Consider the following 19,080-nt stretch of genomic DNA (forward strand, 5'->3'; position numbering starts at 1 on the left):
TCATGATTTATTGTCTAAATGCCTTACTTTTTAAACCTATTAGCCCATAAGGTAAAGGATAAGCAGCTATTTTCCATAGTATACAATCATGATTAAATACCCTAAACCGACTCTGCCACCATATGCTTGCTAAAATAACTTAATAACTCTTGAATCACTGTGACGCGTTGTTGCGGCGTTGCCAGTTTATCAGCATCTTGATAACGAATGCCAGACGCACCATTCATACGATAGCACTGCCCATTTGATTGGATCAGCTTGATAATAGCCAAGGCATCGACCGGCGTATCGGGTGCAAACTCAAGCGTCATACTATTACTATTGGCATCAATTTTATTAATTTTCAATGGCTCAGCTTGTATGCGCAGTCCATGAACAGCAAATAACTGCTTGGTCTGGTCTGGTAAGGTACCAAAACGATCAATCATTTCAGTTCGAATATCGGTCAGTGCCTCTTTATCATCGGCATTGCCAATACGCTTGTAAAACAACAAACGCTGATGCACATCGTGCAAATATTCTTCCGGTATCAATGCTGAGCTATGTAGATTAATCTCACTGGTCAGCGATAATGGTGTACTTAAATCAGGCTCTTTACCAGCTTTAATGGCTTTTGTCGCCCGCTCCAGCATATCCATATATAAGCTAAAGCCTATCGCCTGCATATTACCACTTTGTTGCTTACCAAGTATCTCACCAGCTCCACGAATCTCTAAATCTTCACTTGCCAGCATAAAGCCTGCACCCAGTGTGTTAGCACGCTCAATAGCATGCAATCGTCGCTTGGCATCGCCTTTGAGCCCTTTGATAGAGGGTACCAGTAGATAGCAATAAGCCTGATGATGACTACGACCCACGCGACCGCGCAGCTGATGTAGCTGTGCCAAACCAAACTTATCCGCGCGTTCAATGATAATGGTATTGGCATTGGGTACATCAATACCGGTTTCGATAATAGTTGAACAAATTAGCACATTGAATTTTTTATGATAATACTGCTGCATGACTTGTTCGAGTTGGCGCTCTTGCATTTGACCATGAGCAACCCCTACTCGCGCTTCTGGCACTAGCTCACGAATGGTCTCAGCCATACGCTCAATACTGGCGACATCATTATGCAATAAATAAACCTGACCACCACGCAACAGCTCACGCAAGATCGCCTCTTTCATCAGGGCTTCTGTTTTTTGCATAACAAAGGTTTTAATCGCAAGGCGACGAGCAGGTGGCGTGGCAATAATTGACATATCACGCATACCAGAGAGCGCCATATTGAGCGTCCTAGGAATCGGAGTCGCTGTCATCGACATACTATCAACATCGGTCTGAATCGCCTTAATGCGCTCTTTATGACGCACCCCAAAGCGATGTTCTTCATCGACAATCATTAAACCTAGATTAGAGAACTTCACATCAGGCTGCAATAATTTATGCGTACCGATTACGATATCAACCTTGCCCGCTGCGAGGTCTGTTAGCACAGTGTCTTGATGTTTTTTACCCCCAAAGCGCGAAAGCGTTTCAATACGTACCGGCCAATCAGCAAAACGATTGCGGAAATTGTCTTCATGCTGACCTGCTAGCAAGGTGGTCGGCACTAGCACCGCGACTTGGTAACCGGCACTGACCGCAATAAAGGCGGCTCGCATGGCCACTTCTGTTTTACCAAAACCTACATCACCGCAGATGAGACGATCCATGGGCTGATTTTGCCTCATATCTTCCATCACTGCATGAATGGCATTGGCTTGGTCAGGTGTTTCTTCAAAGGCAAATTGGCTCGCAAACAGCTCATACTGTGATGGGTCTATTTTAAAGTGGATACCGACCTTTGCCTCACGCCGTGCTTGCATATTAAGCAGCTCAGCCGCAACATCATGGATTTGCTCCAGCGCTTTTTGCTTGGCTTTGTCCCATTTTCCGCTACCAATTTTGTGCAATGGTGCAAGCGCTGGGTCGCCACCACTATAGCGATTAATCATTTGCAGATTAGCGACCGGCACATAAATACTGGCGTCATTGGCATACTTTAAGTGAATAAACTCTTGCTCACCGTCACCAACATCTAATGTTATCAAACCATTATAACGACCAATGCCATGCTCGATATGAACAACAGGACTGCCGTCTGTTATTTCAGTCACGCTTTTAACCAAGAACTCTTCTGAAACGCCGCTTTGGCGCCGACGGCGTGTTTGCAGTACTTGACGACCAAATAATTGGGTCTCGCTAATCAGTACCAAGCGCTCAGGCACATAGACGCCGCGTTCAATGGGCGCAACGGTAAGACCAACCTGCGGCAAATTTTTACCATTAAGCCCAGTGGTTTTATCGGCGGCTAAAAACGCCTCAAAGCTATCATAAGCCTTGATATCAATCTTACCTTTAAACAGCTCAATAAGAATCTCGCGACGACCTGCTGTCTCAGCGACAATCAATACAGGCGTCGCCGTTTGCGCTTGTAGTTCTAAAAACGCTAATAGCTCAGTAAGTGGCTCTGCTTTTTGATGGTTCACTGCCAACTGCGGCGGCTCTTGCGCACTTAACGTCACTAACCCTTGCTGTTTATCAGATAATTCCTGCGGCTGTATATCCAGCTGTGGCTTAACCGCTAACGTTGGCTCTCCACTGTCAATCGCAGCAACATTATCCATCCTAGTAAGCTTATCACGTGCACTGAGTATCACCCGTGGGTAATGATTGAGGTGCTCATTAAGGGTATTTGATAATAAATACAGCAACTCAGGGGCGACAATAGGCTTGTCAATATCGTGACGACGCTCTTCATAGCGGCGCTGGATTTGTGACCAATAATCGGCCTGTTTTTCGTTAATCAGCTCATCAGTGATGAATAGCGTATCGCTTGGCAGATAAGAAAATAAACTGCTTTCTACCATCCAATCTTTTAAATCAAAAAACAGTGGCTGATAATATTCAAGTCCACTACTCGCAATGCCTGCCATCACATCTTTATGCAACTCAAACTTACGGCTATTGCTATTGGGGAACATAGCAGCAAAATTGGTGCGAAAGGTTTCACGCCCTTCATCAAGTGGAAACTCTTTTGCGGGTAGGATTTGAAACTGTTTAATAGGCTTTGAGATATCTGGCAATTTATGCAGTAGCGACAACGACTCTTTGCCCATACTGCTATCGTTACCACTCATCATTGCTTTAAGATCATCAATGGTCAGCGTACGCTGAGTCTGCGGATTAAAAAAGCGAATCGTTTCAATTTCATCATCAAATAAGTCCAGACGCAGTGGAAACGGCTGACCCATGGCAAAAATATCAATGATACTACCACGTACAGCAAATTCGCCCGGCTCAAAGACATTGTCTACCGCTCGATAACCTGCTTTTGCGAGTAGAGCACGCTGGGTATTGATATCAAATCGGTCTCCCACACTTAAATCAAAATGCTGCCCAATCAACCAGCTTGGCGGTGCCACACGATGCATCAATGCCTGTACAGATATCAGCAGCACGCCTGAGGTTGGCATATCGGTCAATAGATTGATACGTTCGCTGACAATATCTTGATGCGGTGACAGCTCATCATAAGTTAGTGTCTCCCAATCAGGAAACACATGAGCATCGACACCGCAAAACGCCAGCTCTGTCTCTATTTGATTGAGCTGATTTTGGTCACGCGTCACCACGACTTTTAGACGGTCGGCCACATTCCATATAGGAGCTTGCACCAAACTTGCCAGCCACAAGCTACTGACCGCACCGTGCACAGGCACAAGCCAGCGCCGCTGAGCGTTTTGGATAGGGAATAACTGCTGGTTAATCGGGGCAAAGGCGTCAGTCAAAGCAGTGATAGGCATAGAGGATAGGATCAAAGTTATGAGTCAGAAAGCTATTATACGAATATTTGTGCAATTACCAAAATTTATGCCGTAAAGGTTTGTCACTTAGCATTTTTATAAAAAAAACAAAGAGCCAAATACTCTATGAAATAAAGGTTTAATGCTAAAAAATAAGGCTGCTAAACGCAAAGACCTCAGCTTGTGAACTAAGGTCTTCATAGCGGATTTGTCAAAAACAGCGCGTGACTCTAAATTAATGGCTTGTCGCTTGCGATAATCCCATTATTGTCTGCATAAACAAACATACCAGAATTCAGTGTCAAATCACCAAAGCTGATTTCGAGATCAGTTTGACCTTCATCGCGACGATTTGACTTGCGCGGGATACAGCCAAGTGCCATTACTCCAAGCTCCATCTGCGCCATATCATCAACGTCACGAACACAGCCATAAATAATGACCCCTGCCCAATGATTATCGATCGCCGACTGGGCAATCATGTCACCTAACAGCGCACAGCGCATAGAGCCACCACCATCAACGACCAACACTTTGCCATTACCGTCTTTATCTTTGCCGTCACTGTTTAGCAGTGATTTGACTCGGCTATTATCCTCAAAGCATTTGACCGTCACAACTTCACCGCAAAACTTGTCTTTGCCGCCAAAACTATAAAAAGACTTACCTTCAATATTTGGCAAACATACCTGTGATTCAGGATTGGCATCCAATAAATCGCAGGTTACAAAATTTTCTTTAGTCATCGTTGCTGATTCTGGCATGGTAAGACTCCTTATCTGTTATGGTTAAATGTTTTTTAGCTTATTATTAAATACTTAGGCTATTTAATCTTCTGATGCTTATCATCAAACCTCAGCTAATCTGTAGCTTAATATTTTACTCGAGTCATCGCAAGCATCTGTTTATTTTCGATAATATCAGTGGTTTTGATCATAGGTTCGCTGCGATATTTACTACGATGATAGATATCATGGGCGCTCATCGCCATCGCACTAGCGACACGCTTAGCAGAAATAGGATGTAAGGATAGCGACTCGGACACCAGTGGCGAAATAAGCTGAAAGGCTTTTTGTCCCAGACTTTCAAGCGGGCGACCTTTATGCTTGCCAAGTAGTAACGATGGACGGAAAATAACCAATTGCGCAAATTCTAATGCCATTATCGACTCTTCAGTTTCAGCCTTTACCCGATTGTATAAAAAGCGACTGTTGATATCCGCATTCATTGAGGATAATAAAAAGAAGTTTTCAACACCTTTATCTTGGCACAATTTGGCAAAACCGACATTATAATCATGGTCAATCTTACGAAAAGCTTCATCACTACCCGCTTGTTTTTTGGTAGTACCAAGGCAACTAAAGGCATCCGTTTTTCGATCAGCGCCAACGCTTGCAAAGATTTCGGCTAAGTTGTCAAAATCATTCACCTGATAGAAACGCATGCTGGCATTAATATAGCGAGGAGGACGACGTGCAATCACAATTAATGTGTCATAAAGCTCACTAAGCTGCTTCACAAGATGTTGTCCGACCAATCCTGTTGCACCTATTACTATTGCTTTTCGCTGCATATCCTATCCATTTATAGAGTGTTGTAAAATTTATGATAGTCAAAAATGTGATTTTTCAAAGCCCATCGGTGACGTTTACCACTTTAGTATCATACCTAAATTAATGAATCACCGAGGCTATTATGCATAATTTATTGTAAGAGATTTTATCAGCAAGCGGTTTTATTCAGCTTCCACCCTTGTTCAGACTAAGAGATTTCCTCAATATTATGAGAAATACCTGTATAAATTCCTATTAAAGGCATAAAATTCCGCTCATCCATGTAATGGCGTAACTTCTTTGAGCATTAATCATCAAACTTATTGTTCTAAGTGTGATAATTTGCTAAGATAACCGGCTTTACACGTCAACGCTGTTTAATTATTCCAAACAGTTCTGGCGCTTGCGATGATTTCTTACTATTAGATACTCTAATATCAGACATCGACATCATGTTTGGCGAGACGGCTGCTCGTTACTGATGATGGTTAAACCCTTTATTGTAATCCACATTCATATTTTTATCTGTCTTTATCAAGGAGATTCGCGTGGCTAATACTGCACAAGCTCGTAAACGCGCCCGTCAAAATACCAAACGTCGTCAGAACTCTGCGTCACAACGCTCTATGGTTCGTACTTATTTGAAACGTGTTGACGCGGCTATCGCTGCTAAAGATTATGACGCGGCTACCGAAGCTTACAAAAAAGCGGTACCGGTTCTTGATCGCATGGCTGACAAAGGTATTCTTCATAAGAATAAAGCTGCTCGTCGTAAGAGCCGCCTAAACAAAACAATCAAAGGCTTACAAGCTTAAGATTGGTTGCGTTTAGACCGCATGATGCTTTGATAGCATCATAACTAAAACCTTGTCACTGGTTCTAATACTGGGGCAAGGTTTTTTTATGCCTACTCAAAAATAATTAACCACTTAATAAGTAGCTCTTATGTCCATTTTACTTCTGGTGGCAATAGCAGTTTTTTAGGATGAAAGCCAGCAGCACGGTAGCCTTCAAGCAAAGTCTGAATCGGACGTACATAGACTTCACCGCGCCATACAAAATACGCACTTGCCTGCTCGAATGGCTTCTCATCAAACCACAAAAATACCCCTTCCATCATCTTTGGCCAATCATTCCAATCAATCTCAATCATATCAAACATCACCGCTAAGAATGCAGATAACAAAGTATCATGACTGACAGCGAGCATCAGATGCCCGTGCTGGGGTTGATTTTGATAAAAGAGCGATAAAATATCGAGACCACCTTGATAAGCGTTTTTAGTGCCTTCAAGATTGCCTTGCAGGAATCGATTGATAAAATTGAGAACACCAATCTCTTTAAAGATAGGGTTGGCAATATCAGGATCGGTGACTAAGCTGCCAGGCTCAACCAGTAATGACTGGTGTGTAATATCACGGCGTAGTCCTGCCCCTTCTTGCATCAGCTGCGCCGTATCAATACAGCGACCGATCGGGCTTGAAATACTATCGACATCGAGCGAATACGGCAGATGTCCTGCCAACCAACGACCCCAAGATTTTGCCAATACGCGACCTTTGGGTGTCAATGGCAGCTGATAACTGGCAAAGCCATTACCATCAGAGCGCTCGCGCAAGGAATGTCTGGTAAATAAAATCAACCGCTTATCTTCAGGCAACAAGCTGACCGAAGAAATCATGCTATCAGGGAGGTGTGAGGGTGCTGGTGCACTTGGAGTATGACTCGCAAGCTTCTCAGCGGATAGGCTCGATGTGGTGTTATTAGGAAGTTTACTCATCACACAAGCCTATCAGATTTTCTGACAGGAATGAACCAAATATAAGTCCAATTGCAACATAATCTAAAACATATATAATCGGTGAAAAGTAATATCGATACAACACGTACTACTGGTGCAAATTTTTCTTGCTTGCTGTGCCTACGCAGACAGAGGCTGCAAAAAATTTACACCAGCAATACGGTAGCGTACTTTAAAGTATTTCAACTATATATAGCAGACTCATTCATTTCAATATTACTAAAATGCTATGACACTTTGACCTTGCAAAATAGAGACTCAGACCTTGCAAAATAGAGACTCACCTTCATTACGCGTAACTAGCCGATATCAATCACTCTATCCCATGCGAATGCTAACGCCGTACTACTGACCTCATTTGGATAAGCGCGCGGATTGACGATAACGCGTGTCTTATGAATGTGGTAATCAAATGCCTCGTGCGTATGCCCATGCACCCATAGCGCTGGTGCCCAGTCCTCATACATCCATTGGGACAAATCACTTACAAACGCGGCATTGCTTGGCAAATTGGCATATTTTTCAGACACTGATAATGGGCTAATACTATGATGACTCATGACCACGGTTTTTTTACCCAATGCTTTGGCTGTGATTAATGCTTGCTTGAGCCATTGGCGCTGTTTGGCATGGATCTGCATTGATACCTCAGGTGAAAACAGCTCGCTGCCCGCATAGATCTGTTTATAGTCACGCATAAAGCGTAGCGCCGCTACCATAGTATCTTCGTTGGCTTGATATTGATAATCCGTCCAAAGCGTACAGCCTAAGATTCGCACCTCTCCAATATCAATATACTGGCACTGCAAAAATTGTACGCCCTGCTTTGATTCACTATCATAATTATCCCAAGTCGCCAGCTTTTTATCAAAATGCAGCACGTCTTCATTGAAGTACTCATGATTACCGGCGATAGTGATTAGAGGGACTTGTAAGCGCGCTGCTTGCTCTTGTAGCCATGGCATACCAATATCACTATTGGCAGTATCTCCCGCTACTAGCACGATGTCTGCGTCGGTTTTAGGGATATGCCCTATCGGATGGGATTGACGAACATAACTGTCAATATGTAAGTCACTCAAAATCTGTAATTTCATAGTGGCCAATGTCATTAAATAAACATCAATAGTTTAGCAGCTTTTCACCTATCAACAAAAAGTAAAAAGACAGCGGCTTAGGCTGTCTTTTTACTTTTAAAACCCCACTCTCAACTTCGAAAGTGATTGAAAAAAGAAGAGCATCTCACTAATCTATTGTTTTCGACCAAGAATACAACGGAGTCATGAGATGCCCATAGACGAATTTATCATCAATATCTATTTAATGGTAGAGCAATATTACAAAATAGTCGTTACTGAACCCTTGCGAGGTGCAGGTTACGCGCCAAAGCTGAGTGATCCTGAGATCATTTGCATGGAACTGGTCGGTGAATTTTTAAACCTTGATCAAGACAAACAGATTTGGCAATATTTTACCCAGCACTGGCAAGCCTGGTTTCCAGCCATAGGCTCATATCCTAACTTCGCAAAGCATTGCGCGAATCTGTGGCAAGTCAAACAGCGGATACAAGATAACGTCAGTCAACTTGAGGGCCGTGACAACATCCATTTTATGGATGGTTTTCCGATACCCGTCTGTCATTATGGACGCGCTTATCGGCATAAAAACTATCAAGACTTAGCGGCTTTTAGCTACTGTGCGGCTAAGCAAGAGAGGTACTATGGCTTTGAAGGACATTTGCTTGTTAACTTATCGGGCATGATTAAAGGCTTTACCTTTGCTCCTGCCAATGTTGATGAAAGAGCGGTTGCGCCTGATATTACTGACAATATCTATGGTTTGCTCGGCGCTGATAAAGGGTATATCAGCCCTAGTCTCACTCAGTACTACGACGCTCAAGGAGTGGATTTACAAACGCCACTCAGAGCTAACATGAAAGAGGATAGACCCAAACCTGTGGTAAAACGGCTAATGAAAGCCCGCCGTATCGTTGAAACAGTCATTGGTCAGCTATCAGAACGATTTAATATACAAAGGGTACGAGCAAGAGATTTATGGCATTTGTCTCATCGATTGATTCGTAAAATTCTGTCACATAATCTATGCTTTGTACTCAACAAAAAACTTGGTAACCCGCCACTTCAGTTTGAATTGCTTATTTCAAGTTGAGAGTGGGGTTTTTAAACTGAGTGTTTAGCTTAAATCTTGCATTTTAGCGTTTACATTAAACGTTAAAGGCTTTGAAGTATTAACTGCAACTTAGCCGCAGGATCTGCTGCTTGGGTAATTGAGCGCCCAATGACCAGATAATCAGAGCCATCGTTTAATGCCTGTTTCGGCGTGCAAATACGCTTTTGATCATCAGCGTTGTCGTCTAGCAAGCGAATACCAGGGGTTATTAGCTTAAAGTCTTGACCACATAATGCCTTTAGTGTCTTTGCTTCTTGCGCTGAGCATACCACGCCATCAAGACCTGCTTGCTTGGTCAATTGTGCTAAGCGGCTAACTTGTGCATCTAAGCCGTCGGTGATACCAGTTTGCATGAGTGCTTCATTGTCCATAGACGTTAAGACAGTCACTGCAATCAGTAGCGTGTCAAAATCACTATCTAGTAAGCGCTGCTTTGCCAATGCCATCGCTTCTAGCCCTGCACTGGCATGGACGTTGACCATCCATATACCAAGCTCAGCGGCAGCCAATACTGCTTGTGCGGTGGTATTCGGGATATCATGAAATTTTAAGTCTAAAAAAACTTCAAATTGGCGTTGATGTAGTGCTTTGACTATCTCAGGACCACACCGGGTATACAGCTCTTTACCTACTTTTAATCGGCATAACGCCGGATCTAATTGGTCAGCTAACGCAAGAGAGGCATTCTTTGTCATATTGTCTAATGCAACGATGACAGGAGAATTGATTGCGTTGTTCATTGTTGTGCCTCTTTATATCTGGTTTATCAAATTATAGTATTAAGAATGAGCAGTAAAAACGCATCCTATGAGTTATCAGTAATCGCGTTTTTGTTTGGTCAAACTTGCCCCTTCATGCACATTGACATTGGGATTAGCATTGTTCATTGTCGTATCCTGTACGTTGACCGCTGTCGCCCCATAAACAGCTTCTTCTACAGTGGGTGCATTCGCTTGACGATCAATCACCACATTAGCTTGGGTTATCTGCTCTTGTAAATTGGCATTCGCCTTTTGTAGACGCGATATTTCCCACTTGTTTTGCAAAACACGGAAAATCAGCAATGCTAATAATATACCTATGACGATACCGAGTATCAGGCACAGTATCAATAGCAAACCCAAATTCATCGTAGGCGCTTGTGAAAACAGCAGATTCACGCCAACTTCAGTATTGTTTGCTAATACCAAAGCAAGTGAATAAGCGAAGCTCAAAAATAGCAATACTAATAATAAAATACGCATCAGACGTCTCCTTAGGTTTTTAATAGAACAGACAAATTGATAAAAACTAAGCCATGCTGATTAATAATACTACGTTCTCAAAGATTGGGTATAAATAAGAAAAATTGGCTCATACTTTAGTAGTAGAACGATTTAATATCTTATATTACCTCAATTGGCTTACTGTCCGCCTGCTACTTTTTCATTGACGGCTTCACGTAATGCTTTGCCTGGCTTAAAATGCGGAATAGCCTTGGCAGGTACTGGCACACTTTCACCTGTTTTAGGGTTACGACCCATACGAGCGCGGCGATGATGCAGACAAAAACTGCCAAACCCACGTACTTCTACTCGACCATCATTGGCGAGCGTATGGGTCATCAAATTTAATATTTCGCGTACTGCGTCATCGACAACAGTATCTGTCATCGTGTCACAATTCGTACTCAGATTACTAATGAATTCAGACTTATTAATTGTTTGCTGCATTATCACGCTTGCCTTGTTAATTGATAGATAAGATGATGGAAATAACTAAAACAATAACCACAGAAATTACAAAATACAGGCTAATAACCACGCGATTGTTGGTTAAATATCTGTTTGTTTATAATGACTTGGGTCTAAGCTTACATCTCGTTACTCGATGTTGCAAATGATAGCGGATATTGAGGTAAATTGGAAACAAGAGTTCCTCTATTAAAGAAAAAACTTCAGCAATGATCGTCAATAGCAAAATTTAGCCGTAAAAAAAAGCGACCGGAGTCGCTTTCTTTTATAAGATCATAACATTAGCGGTAAATAGCTTACTGCATTTGTTCTTTGATCAAGTCACCAATAGTTTTTGGTTGTGCATCAGAACCGGCAGCAGTAGTAGTCGTGGTTGTGCTGCTTAGCTCTTTAATCGCTTGACGCTCTTCAGCTTCGTCTTTCGCTTTGATTGACAAGCTGATGTTACGTGTTTTACGATCAACACTGATGATTTTAGCTTCAACATCATCACCAACCGTTAGATGCTTAGTCGCATCTTCAACGCGGTCACGTTGAATCTCAGAGGCACGTAAATACGCTTCAACTTCGTCAGCAAGTTCGATAGTAGCACCTTTAGCGTCTACTTCTTTTACTTTACCATTAACGATAGCACCGCGGTCATTGTTGACTAGGTATTCGTTAAATGGATCTGAAGTTAATTGTTTCACGCCTAGGCTGATACGGTTGGCTTCAGAATCTACAGACAATACCATTGCTTCAACGGTGTCACCTTTGTTGTAGTTACGGATAGCATCTTCGCCAGTTTCATTCCAAGAAATGTCTGACAAGTGAACCAAACCATCAATACCGCCATCTAGACCGATAAAGATACCGAAGTCAGTGATTGATTTGATGGTACCAGTGATTTTATCACCGCGCTCATGTTTCTTATCAAACTCATCCCACGGATTGGCTAGAGTCTGTTTGATACCTAAGCTGATGCGACGACGTTCTTCATCGATATCAAGAATCATTACTTCAACTTCATCACCCACTTGAACAACTTTTGATGGATGGATGTTTTTGTTGGTATGATCCATCTCTGATACGTGTACTAGACCTTCGATACCTTCAGAGATTTCAGCAAAACAACCATAATCAGTCAAGTTAGTTACGCGAGCTTTAACGACGCTACCCACTGGGTATGTACCGCCAACGTTATCCCAAGGATCAGTACCCAATTGTTTTAGACCTAAGCTTACGCGATTGCGCTCACGGTCAAACTTAAGTACTTTAACTTTAAGGTCTTGACCAACTTCAACCACCTCAGATGGGTGCTTGATACGGCGCCATGCCATGTCAGTGATGTGCAATAGACCATCAATACCACCAAGATCAACGAATGCGCCGTAATCAGTTAGGTTCTTAACGATACCTTCGATCTCGATACCTTCTTCAAGCTTGTTCAATAGCTCTTCGCGCTCAGCTGAGTTTTCAGCTTCCATAACGGCACGGCGACTAACTACAACGTTGTTACGTTTTTGGTCAAGTTTGATAACTTTAAATTCTAACTCTTTACCTTCTAGATGCGTCGTATCACGGATAGGACGTACATCTACTAAAGAACCTGGCAAGAACGCGCGTACTGAACCGATATCTACGGTAAAGCCACCTTTTACTTTGCTAGAGATAATACCTTTTACGATCTCATCATTGTCAGAGATTTTCTCAAGGAAATTCCAAGTCTCAACACGTTTGGCTTTTTCACGTGACAGTAAGGTTTGACCCATACCGTTATCAACCGCTTCAACCACAACATCGACACTATCGCCAACTTCAACTTCAAGTTCGCCTTCTTCGCTTAAAAACTCTTCACGAGCGACGATACCTTCAGATTTTAGACCAGTATCAACAGTGATCCAGTCGTTATCGATGGCGACAACAGTACCGGTAATAACCGAGCCACGCTCAATATCCAGACCTGTTTCTTCGATGCTCGCTTCAAATAGTTCAGCAAATGATTCCATTATGTCTACCTTTGTATAGCCGTATCCTGTCCAGCACAGTACGGATCAAATTTATGACTGTATAAAACGAGAATACTGGTTTTATATCCTATGCAGTCATATAAAAAAACGTTTGTTGCTAATAAGCGAATGGTTCAGCAAACTCACTAGCAACAACTGTCTTAGATTAAAATGCGTTATATTTTTTAATTTATGTCCTTCAGACAGTATATTTTCGTTACCCTCTAAAGATTATTGGCGTCTACTACTGTAATTTTATACTAAAATCAAACCTATAGGAAACCTTTTAATACTTACTATGTTGTTTGTATTAGCTATTAAAGCAAATGCCTTGAGCCTGACAATATTGCTTTACTTGCTCATAAACCGCATCAGCATCTAAGTGAGAGCTGTCTAATAGTAGCGCATCTTTTGCCGGCTTTGATGGCGCCGTCGAACGATTCTCATCACGATCATCACGAGCTTTAATTGTCGCTAGAATCGCTTCAAAATCTGCTGTTTGACCAGCATTCAGTAGCTGTGTTACACGGCGCTCGGCACGCGCTTCAGCACTTGCAGTCAAAAACACCTTTACATCAGCGTCTGAAAATACGACTGTACCCATATCACGACCGTCAGCGACCAATCCTGAACGAGTTGCCATATCTTGTTGCAGTTTCAGCAATGCTTGACGAACTTTTGAAAATACTGCGATCTGTGATGCATAACCGCCAACCGTCTCGTTACGAACTTGCTCACCTACCACTTCACTATTCACAATAATATCAACACGTCCTGATTCATTGTTAGGTACAAAAGCAATCTCTAAGCTTTGCGTTAACGCTAATACAGCCATCTCATCAATAGCTTGGCTTGCATCCGCAGTCATCAGTCCAGCTTCAAACGCTTTAAGTCCCACGATACGATATAATGCACCCGAATCAAGCAGCTGATACCCTAAAACTTGTGATAAGCGCCATGTAACCGTACCTTTACCTGCACCACTTGGCCCATCAATACAGATAACCGGATAGCGCAATGAAGTCATTTCACTATTATTGTTCGTATTAGGGTTGGAAACAGTCATAACACTCACTTTAATAGTCGGCACCACTTATAGAAGCATAAATAAAGCATTTTTTACTTGTTTATCAAAGTCTTGCAAGCAAAAAACTCCATTAACAAGCAAATAGGGCGATATTATAGCAAACAAAGCGACCTATCACTAGCAGCAAGAATCATATCTTGTTAATCGCTCATCTTGCAATTCGCTTTTGCCGCTTTTCTACGCTCACGAAAAAAATCCTTTAACATCTGACTGCTGTGCTCACGGCATAAACCTGTATCGACTTGCATATGATGATTATAAAAAGGCTGTGCAGCTAAGTTCATTTGACTGCCAACCATCCCTGCTCTTGGTTCATTTGTAGAATATACAAGTCTGTCCACTCGAGCATGAATCAGCGCCCCGATACACATGGTACAGGGCTCTAAGGTGACATATAAAGTTGTCTGTAGTGGCAAACGATAATTCTTTAAATGCGCACAAGCCTCTCTTAAGGCAACTATTTCAGCATGAGCTGTCGCATCACAACGCCCGATCGGCTCATTAAAACCTTGACCAATAATCTGCTGATTATGAACCAATACGGCTCCTACTGGCACCTCCTCACGCTCAGCGCCTTGTTTGGCAAGCTTTAGCGCCTCTGTCATCCACTTAATATCTTCAACTGACCAAAATATAGCTGTTTTAAGCTGCTCACCTATTAACGGGTTTACAAATGGGCTATCTATTAGCTGGTTAGGCTGTGAATTAATATTTAGAAAATGTCTCATTTACTGTGGTAGCTGCCAATCGATAGGCGTTTGACCATATTGCACCAGATAATCATTGGTTTTAGAAAACGGCTTAGAACCAAAAAAACCACCACGATTGGCAGCTAAGGGTGATGGATGTACTGCCGTCAAAATCAGATGTTTATCTGTATTGATATACTTGCCTTTTTTCTGAGCTTTACTGCCCCATAAAATAAACACAGTATGTGCAGTTTGTTCATTAATAACATCAATAACCGCATCAGTGAACTGCTCCCAGCCTTGATTTTGATGACTGTTTGGTTCGCCTTCTCTTACTGTCAAAGAGCTATTTAACAATAAAACTCCTTGCTGCGCCCAATACGTTAAATCACCATGTGCTGAAGGTTTGATACCAATATCGTCCGCCATCTCTTTCAATAAATTGTTAAGTGATGGTGGCTTCGGGATAGCTTTAGGGACAGAGAAAGACAACCCCATTGCCTGTCCAGGGCGATGATAAGGGTCTTGCCCTAAGATGACCACCTTCACCTGTGATAAAGGCGTTAAATTAAACGCATTAAACATCAGCGGTGCTGGGGGATAAATACCATCCTCTGACTCTGACTGATATGCTTCTTTTAAAAAAGCACGCAGGCTATCCATGTTGTCAGAGGTTAATTCTTCTGCTAACGCCTGCTTCCAATCTTCTGGCAAGCGTACATTGTCGAGAATCGCTTGCTTTTGCACGGCTGTTTTTGTGGGTTGTACGTCAAATAATTCCATGATGAATCCTTTTTTATTTGTTATCAGGATGCGCTAAGGTCGATATTAACAAAATATTGAGTTTGCGGGGTCATATAGTTGAAATACTTTAAAGTCGCTACAGTATTGCTGGTGTAAATTTTTTGCAGCCTCTGTCTGCGTAGGCACAGCAAGCAAGAAAAATTTGCACCAGTAGTACCTGTTGTATCGATATTACTTTTCACCGACTATATATATTAGCAATAAAAAAACGGCTACCGCAGTAACCGTTTTGATAAGTAGCAACCGTTTTTATAAGTAGTAACCGCTTTTATAATAGTGCGACAAAAAACTAACTGGCCAACGACTCAGAATCCGGACGGGGCTCATGAATCTCAACGACTGTCAATATAATAAGGCTATCCGCTGATCCTTTATCTAAAGACTTATCACCAGCTTTACCAAGCTTCACAGTATCACCATCTGATGCTTCAGGCTCCAAGGTTAAATGCACAACCCCACCATTCACCAAATCACCAAATAAAATCATATTTGCCAAAGGCTTTTTGATTTCATCTTGAATCAGACGCTGCATTGGACGTGCGCCCATTAAGCGATCATAGCCTTTAGCAGCCAGATAATCACGCACATCATCATCAATCTCTAAAGTGACTTGCTTATCATCTAGCTGTACTTGTAGCTCAACCAAGAATTTATCGACCACTGAGACGACTACTGAGGTATCTAGTGGATTAAATTGAATGATGGCATCAAGACGGTTACGGAATTCTGGAGTAAAGACACGCTTGAGTGATTCCGTATTGTCACGGCTATGATCTTGCTGGGTAAAGCCCATAGAGGAACGACTGATACTCTCAGCACCAACGTTGGTCGTCATAATAACAATGACCTGCTTAAAGATAGCAACCCGACCGTTATTATCCGTCAATGTACCGTGATCCATCACTTGTAATAACAAGTTAAAGACATCCGGATGCGCTTTTTCGATCTCATCAAACAGTAATACGCAATGCGGATGCTGATTGATTTTTTCAGTCAACAGACCACCTTGATCATAACCAACATAACCCGGCGGCGCACCAATCAAACGTGAAGCAGTATGTGCTTCCATATACTCTGACATATCAAAGCGCACCAGCTCAACACCCAATAGATTTGCCAATTGACGAGAGACTTCCGTCTTACCAACCCCTGTAGGACCTGCAAACATGAATGAACCAATTGGCTTATCTGGTGCTTTTAAACCGGCACGAGACAGCTTAATCGCATCTGCTAAAGTTCCAATAGCCTCATCTTGCCCAAACACTAAATGCTTAAGATCACGATCTAGATGCTGGAGAATACTCTTATCATCACTTGATACTGACTTAGGCGGAATGCGCGCAAGCTTGGCAACAATCGCTTCAATATCCGCCACATCAATTTTTATCGGGGCACGTTTGCCTTTCGCTTTTTTATCATCAGACGATTTTGCACGATCATTGGCTTTTGCAGTGTTTGCTTCATCCTGCATTTCGTTATCACTATAGGTTTCGCCATCGAGACCTTCAATATCAGCATCGATTTGTGCATCAAAATCTTGCTCTATATCAGCAATGAAGTTTTCTTCTGCTTCTATATCATCTGCATCAGCCACGACCCCTAAACGCTTATAAGCACCCGCTTCATCAATAACATCAATTGCCTTATCCGGTAAAAAACGCTCGTGGATATGTTTGGCTGATAACTGTACAGCGGTGACCAACGCTTCATCAGTATATACAACGTTATGAAATTCTTCGTAACGCGGTTTAAGACCGCGCAAAATATCGATCGTATCATCGACACTTGGCTCTTTAACATCGATTTTTTGGAAGCGACGCGATAAGGCATGGTCTTTTTCAAATACCTGACGATACTCGGTAAAAGTAGTTGAACCGATACAACGCAGCTCGCCATTGGCAAGTGCCGGCTTAATCAAGTTTGAGACATCCATATTGCTGCTCATTGACGAACCTGCACCAATAATCATATGAATCTCATCAATAAACAAGATAGCATTGGGCTTTTTCTTCAGCGCATCAAGGAGCGATTTCATGCGTTTCTCAAAATCGCCGCGATACTTAGTACCAGCAATTAATGAGCCAATATCAAGACTATAAATCACGCAACCATTAAGGGGCTTTGGTGCTTTATCATTGATAATTAACCACGCCAACCCTTCAGCAATAGAGGTTTTACCAACGCCCGGCTCACCGACTAATAATGGATTGTTTTTGCGGCGGCGACACAATACTTGCGCGGCTCGTTCAATTTCAGGACCACGCCCAATCAATGGATCCGTTTTGCCTTCAGCAGCACGTTGATTTAAATTGGTCGCAAACTCAACCAATGGATCTTTACTTGTTTTTTCTGAGGCACTACTGCGGCGCTCTCCAGTCATAGAAGCACGCGGCTCAGAGGGCTCATCTTTATCATGACCATGTGATAAGTACTGGGTCAGCTCAAGACGACTGATACCCTGTTTTTTGAGCAAATAAACAGCATAAGTGTCATGTTCTGAAAACATCGATACTAGAATATCCGATCCTTCAACCAAACGACCACCACCGATAGATTGCACATGAAAAATCGCACGTTGCAGGATACGATCAAAGCTTTGAGTCGGCTGCGGCGATTGCTCAGTATCAGGATCGACCGTTGGAGTGTGCTTATTAATATAAGCCTCAAGCTCAGTACGTAGTGCTGAGACATTTGCATTACAGGCCGTCAATGTGTTGGCAGCGTGCGTATTTTCTAAGAGTGCCAGTAAGAGATGTTCAACAGTGAGATACTCATGCGATTTTTGGCGCGCAAGTGTCATTGCTAAACGCAAAGAAACTTCAAGATGACGACTTAACATAACGACTTCCTACGGTTATACCTATCTTTATAATTGATAGCTTTATGAATGAGTTAGTAAGTAAATCAGGGCGATAGATGGATTGTTCAAGGGCAATATGAGTATTATTAAGTGGCATGATTAAATACTGACTTCCATAGCTTGGGTATGATCCTCACTTCTCTTTATCTCAACATGATACTCAAGTATAGTCAATCTATTAACGCATACTAAAATGTATCGAAGTATCCCTAGACCATTTTTCAATGATAATGTTCATTTAGAAAGAATATAGTTGAAATACTTTAAAGTCGCTACCGTATTGCTGGTGTAAATTTTTTGCAGCCTCTGTCTGCGTAGGCACAGCAAGCAAGAAAAATTTGCACCAGCAATACGTGTTGTATCGATATTACTTTTCACCGACTATAGCGCTCATGTAGTAAAGCTACAGACAATTAAAAGATTTGAATAATGCAAAGAGAGAATAAAGACAGGCAATGATGAAAAAAGCAATTGTATAAGAAAGTTTAAGCCGATTTAAAAAAGAGAGGTGCAGAGCAAGTTTATACTTGAGTAAACTTGCT

The 19,080-nt window shown here is 42.2% G+C and carries 15 protein-coding genes; 2 read left to right on the forward strand and 13 right to left on the reverse strand.

Translation table 11 applies throughout. The annotated features are described in order from the left end of the window. Positions 1 to 101 precede the first annotated feature (101 nt). The 3 genes from mfd to PSYC_RS07705 all read right to left on the reverse strand — a co-directional run bounded on the left by mfd (position 102) and on the right by PSYC_RS07705 (position 5,406). A complete protein-coding gene (gene mfd, locus PSYC_RS07695; protein WP_011280750.1) occupies positions 102 to 3,833 on the reverse strand; it encodes a transcription-repair coupling factor in 3,732 nt (1,243 codons plus the stop codon). A 230-nt stretch (positions 3,834 to 4,063) separates the two neighbouring features. Further along, a complete protein-coding gene (gene rraA, locus PSYC_RS07700; RefSeq protein WP_187147133.1) occupies positions 4,064 to 4,579 on the reverse strand; it encodes a ribonuclease E activity regulator RraA in 516 nt (171 codons plus the stop codon). Positions 4,580 to 4,704: 125 nt separating this feature from the next. Continuing rightward, entirely contained in the window at positions 4,705 to 5,406 is a 702-nt protein-coding gene (locus PSYC_RS07705; protein ID WP_011280752.1) for an NAD-dependent epimerase/dehydratase family protein, read from the reverse strand. A 528-nt stretch (positions 5,407 to 5,934) separates the two neighbouring features. Between PSYC_RS07705 and rpsT the strand changes: the two genes are divergently transcribed. After that, the gene (gene rpsT, locus PSYC_RS07710; RefSeq protein ID WP_011280753.1) at positions 5,935 to 6,201 is read left to right on the forward strand and encodes a 30S ribosomal protein S20; all 267 of its coding nucleotides are present in this window, start codon (positions 5,935 to 5,937) and stop codon (positions 6,199 to 6,201) included. A 128-nt stretch (positions 6,202 to 6,329) separates the two neighbouring features. Here rpsT and PSYC_RS07715 read toward each other — a convergent pair whose 3' ends face one another. Both PSYC_RS07715 and PSYC_RS07720 read right to left on the reverse strand, forming a co-directional pair. Beyond that, entirely contained in the window at positions 6,330 to 7,166 is an 837-nt protein-coding gene (locus tag PSYC_RS07715) for a histidine phosphatase family protein (RefSeq protein ID WP_011280754.1), read from the reverse strand. 320 nt (positions 7,167 to 7,486) lie between these two features. Further along, on the reverse strand, positions 7,487 to 8,284 hold the full coding sequence (locus tag PSYC_RS07720) for a metallophosphoesterase (RefSeq protein ID WP_148201659.1): 798 nt from the start codon (positions 8,282 to 8,284) through the stop codon (positions 7,487 to 7,489). Between the two features lie 190 nt (positions 8,285 to 8,474). Between PSYC_RS07720 and PSYC_RS07725 the strand changes: the two genes are divergently transcribed. Continuing rightward, positions 8,475 to 9,356, forward strand: a complete 882-nt coding sequence (locus PSYC_RS07725) for an IS982 family transposase (RefSeq protein WP_011279666.1) — start codon at positions 8,475 to 8,477, stop codon at positions 9,354 to 9,356. Between the two features lie 62 nt (positions 9,357 to 9,418). Here the strand turns inward: PSYC_RS07725 and pyrF are convergent, their stop codons facing one another. The 8 genes from pyrF to clpA all read right to left on the reverse strand — a co-directional run bounded on the left by pyrF (position 9,419) and on the right by clpA (position 18,517). After that, complete coding sequence (gene pyrF, locus PSYC_RS07730) at positions 9,419 to 10,117, reverse strand: orotidine-5'-phosphate decarboxylase (protein ID WP_011280756.1); 699 nt, start codon at positions 10,115 to 10,117, stop codon at positions 9,419 to 9,421. Between the two features lie 75 nt (positions 10,118 to 10,192). Continuing rightward, a complete protein-coding gene (locus PSYC_RS07735) occupies positions 10,193 to 10,621 on the reverse strand; it encodes a lipopolysaccharide assembly protein LapA domain-containing protein (RefSeq protein ID WP_011280757.1) in 429 nt (142 codons plus the stop codon). 159 nt (positions 10,622 to 10,780) lie between these two features. Beyond that, on the reverse strand, positions 10,781 to 11,089 hold the full coding sequence (locus tag PSYC_RS07740) for an integration host factor subunit beta (protein ID WP_041757724.1): 309 nt from the start codon (positions 11,087 to 11,089) through the stop codon (positions 10,781 to 10,783). Positions 11,090 to 11,406: 317 nt separating this feature from the next. Beyond that, positions 11,407 to 13,098, reverse strand: coding sequence for a 30S ribosomal protein S1 (rpsA, locus tag PSYC_RS07745; protein WP_011280759.1), 1,692 nt, complete (start codon positions 13,096 to 13,098; stop codon positions 11,407 to 11,409). A 310-nt stretch (positions 13,099 to 13,408) separates the two neighbouring features. Continuing rightward, positions 13,409 to 14,164 (reverse strand): (d)CMP kinase, encoded by a 756-nt coding sequence (gene cmk, locus PSYC_RS07750; protein ID WP_011280760.1) that lies wholly within the window; start codon positions 14,162 to 14,164, stop codon positions 13,409 to 13,411. A gap of 161 nt (positions 14,165 to 14,325) precedes the next feature. Continuing rightward, a complete protein-coding gene (gene tadA, locus PSYC_RS07755; protein ID WP_011280761.1) occupies positions 14,326 to 14,913 on the reverse strand; it encodes a tRNA adenosine(34) deaminase TadA in 588 nt (195 codons plus the stop codon). After that, positions 14,914 to 15,657, reverse strand: coding sequence for a uracil-DNA glycosylase (locus PSYC_RS07760; RefSeq protein ID WP_011280762.1), 744 nt, complete (start codon positions 15,655 to 15,657; stop codon positions 14,914 to 14,916). A gap of 310 nt (positions 15,658 to 15,967) precedes the next feature. Further along, the gene (gene clpA / locus PSYC_RS07765) at positions 15,968 to 18,517 is read right to left on the reverse strand and encodes an ATP-dependent Clp protease ATP-binding subunit ClpA (RefSeq protein ID WP_011280763.1); all 2,550 of its coding nucleotides are present in this window, start codon (positions 18,515 to 18,517) and stop codon (positions 15,968 to 15,970) included. Between the last annotated feature and the right edge of the window lie 563 nt (positions 18,518 to 19,080).

This window comes from Psychrobacter arcticus 273-4 (assembly GCF_000012305.1).
Classification (GTDB): Bacteria; Pseudomonadota; Gammaproteobacteria; order Pseudomonadales; family Moraxellaceae; genus Psychrobacter; species Psychrobacter arcticus.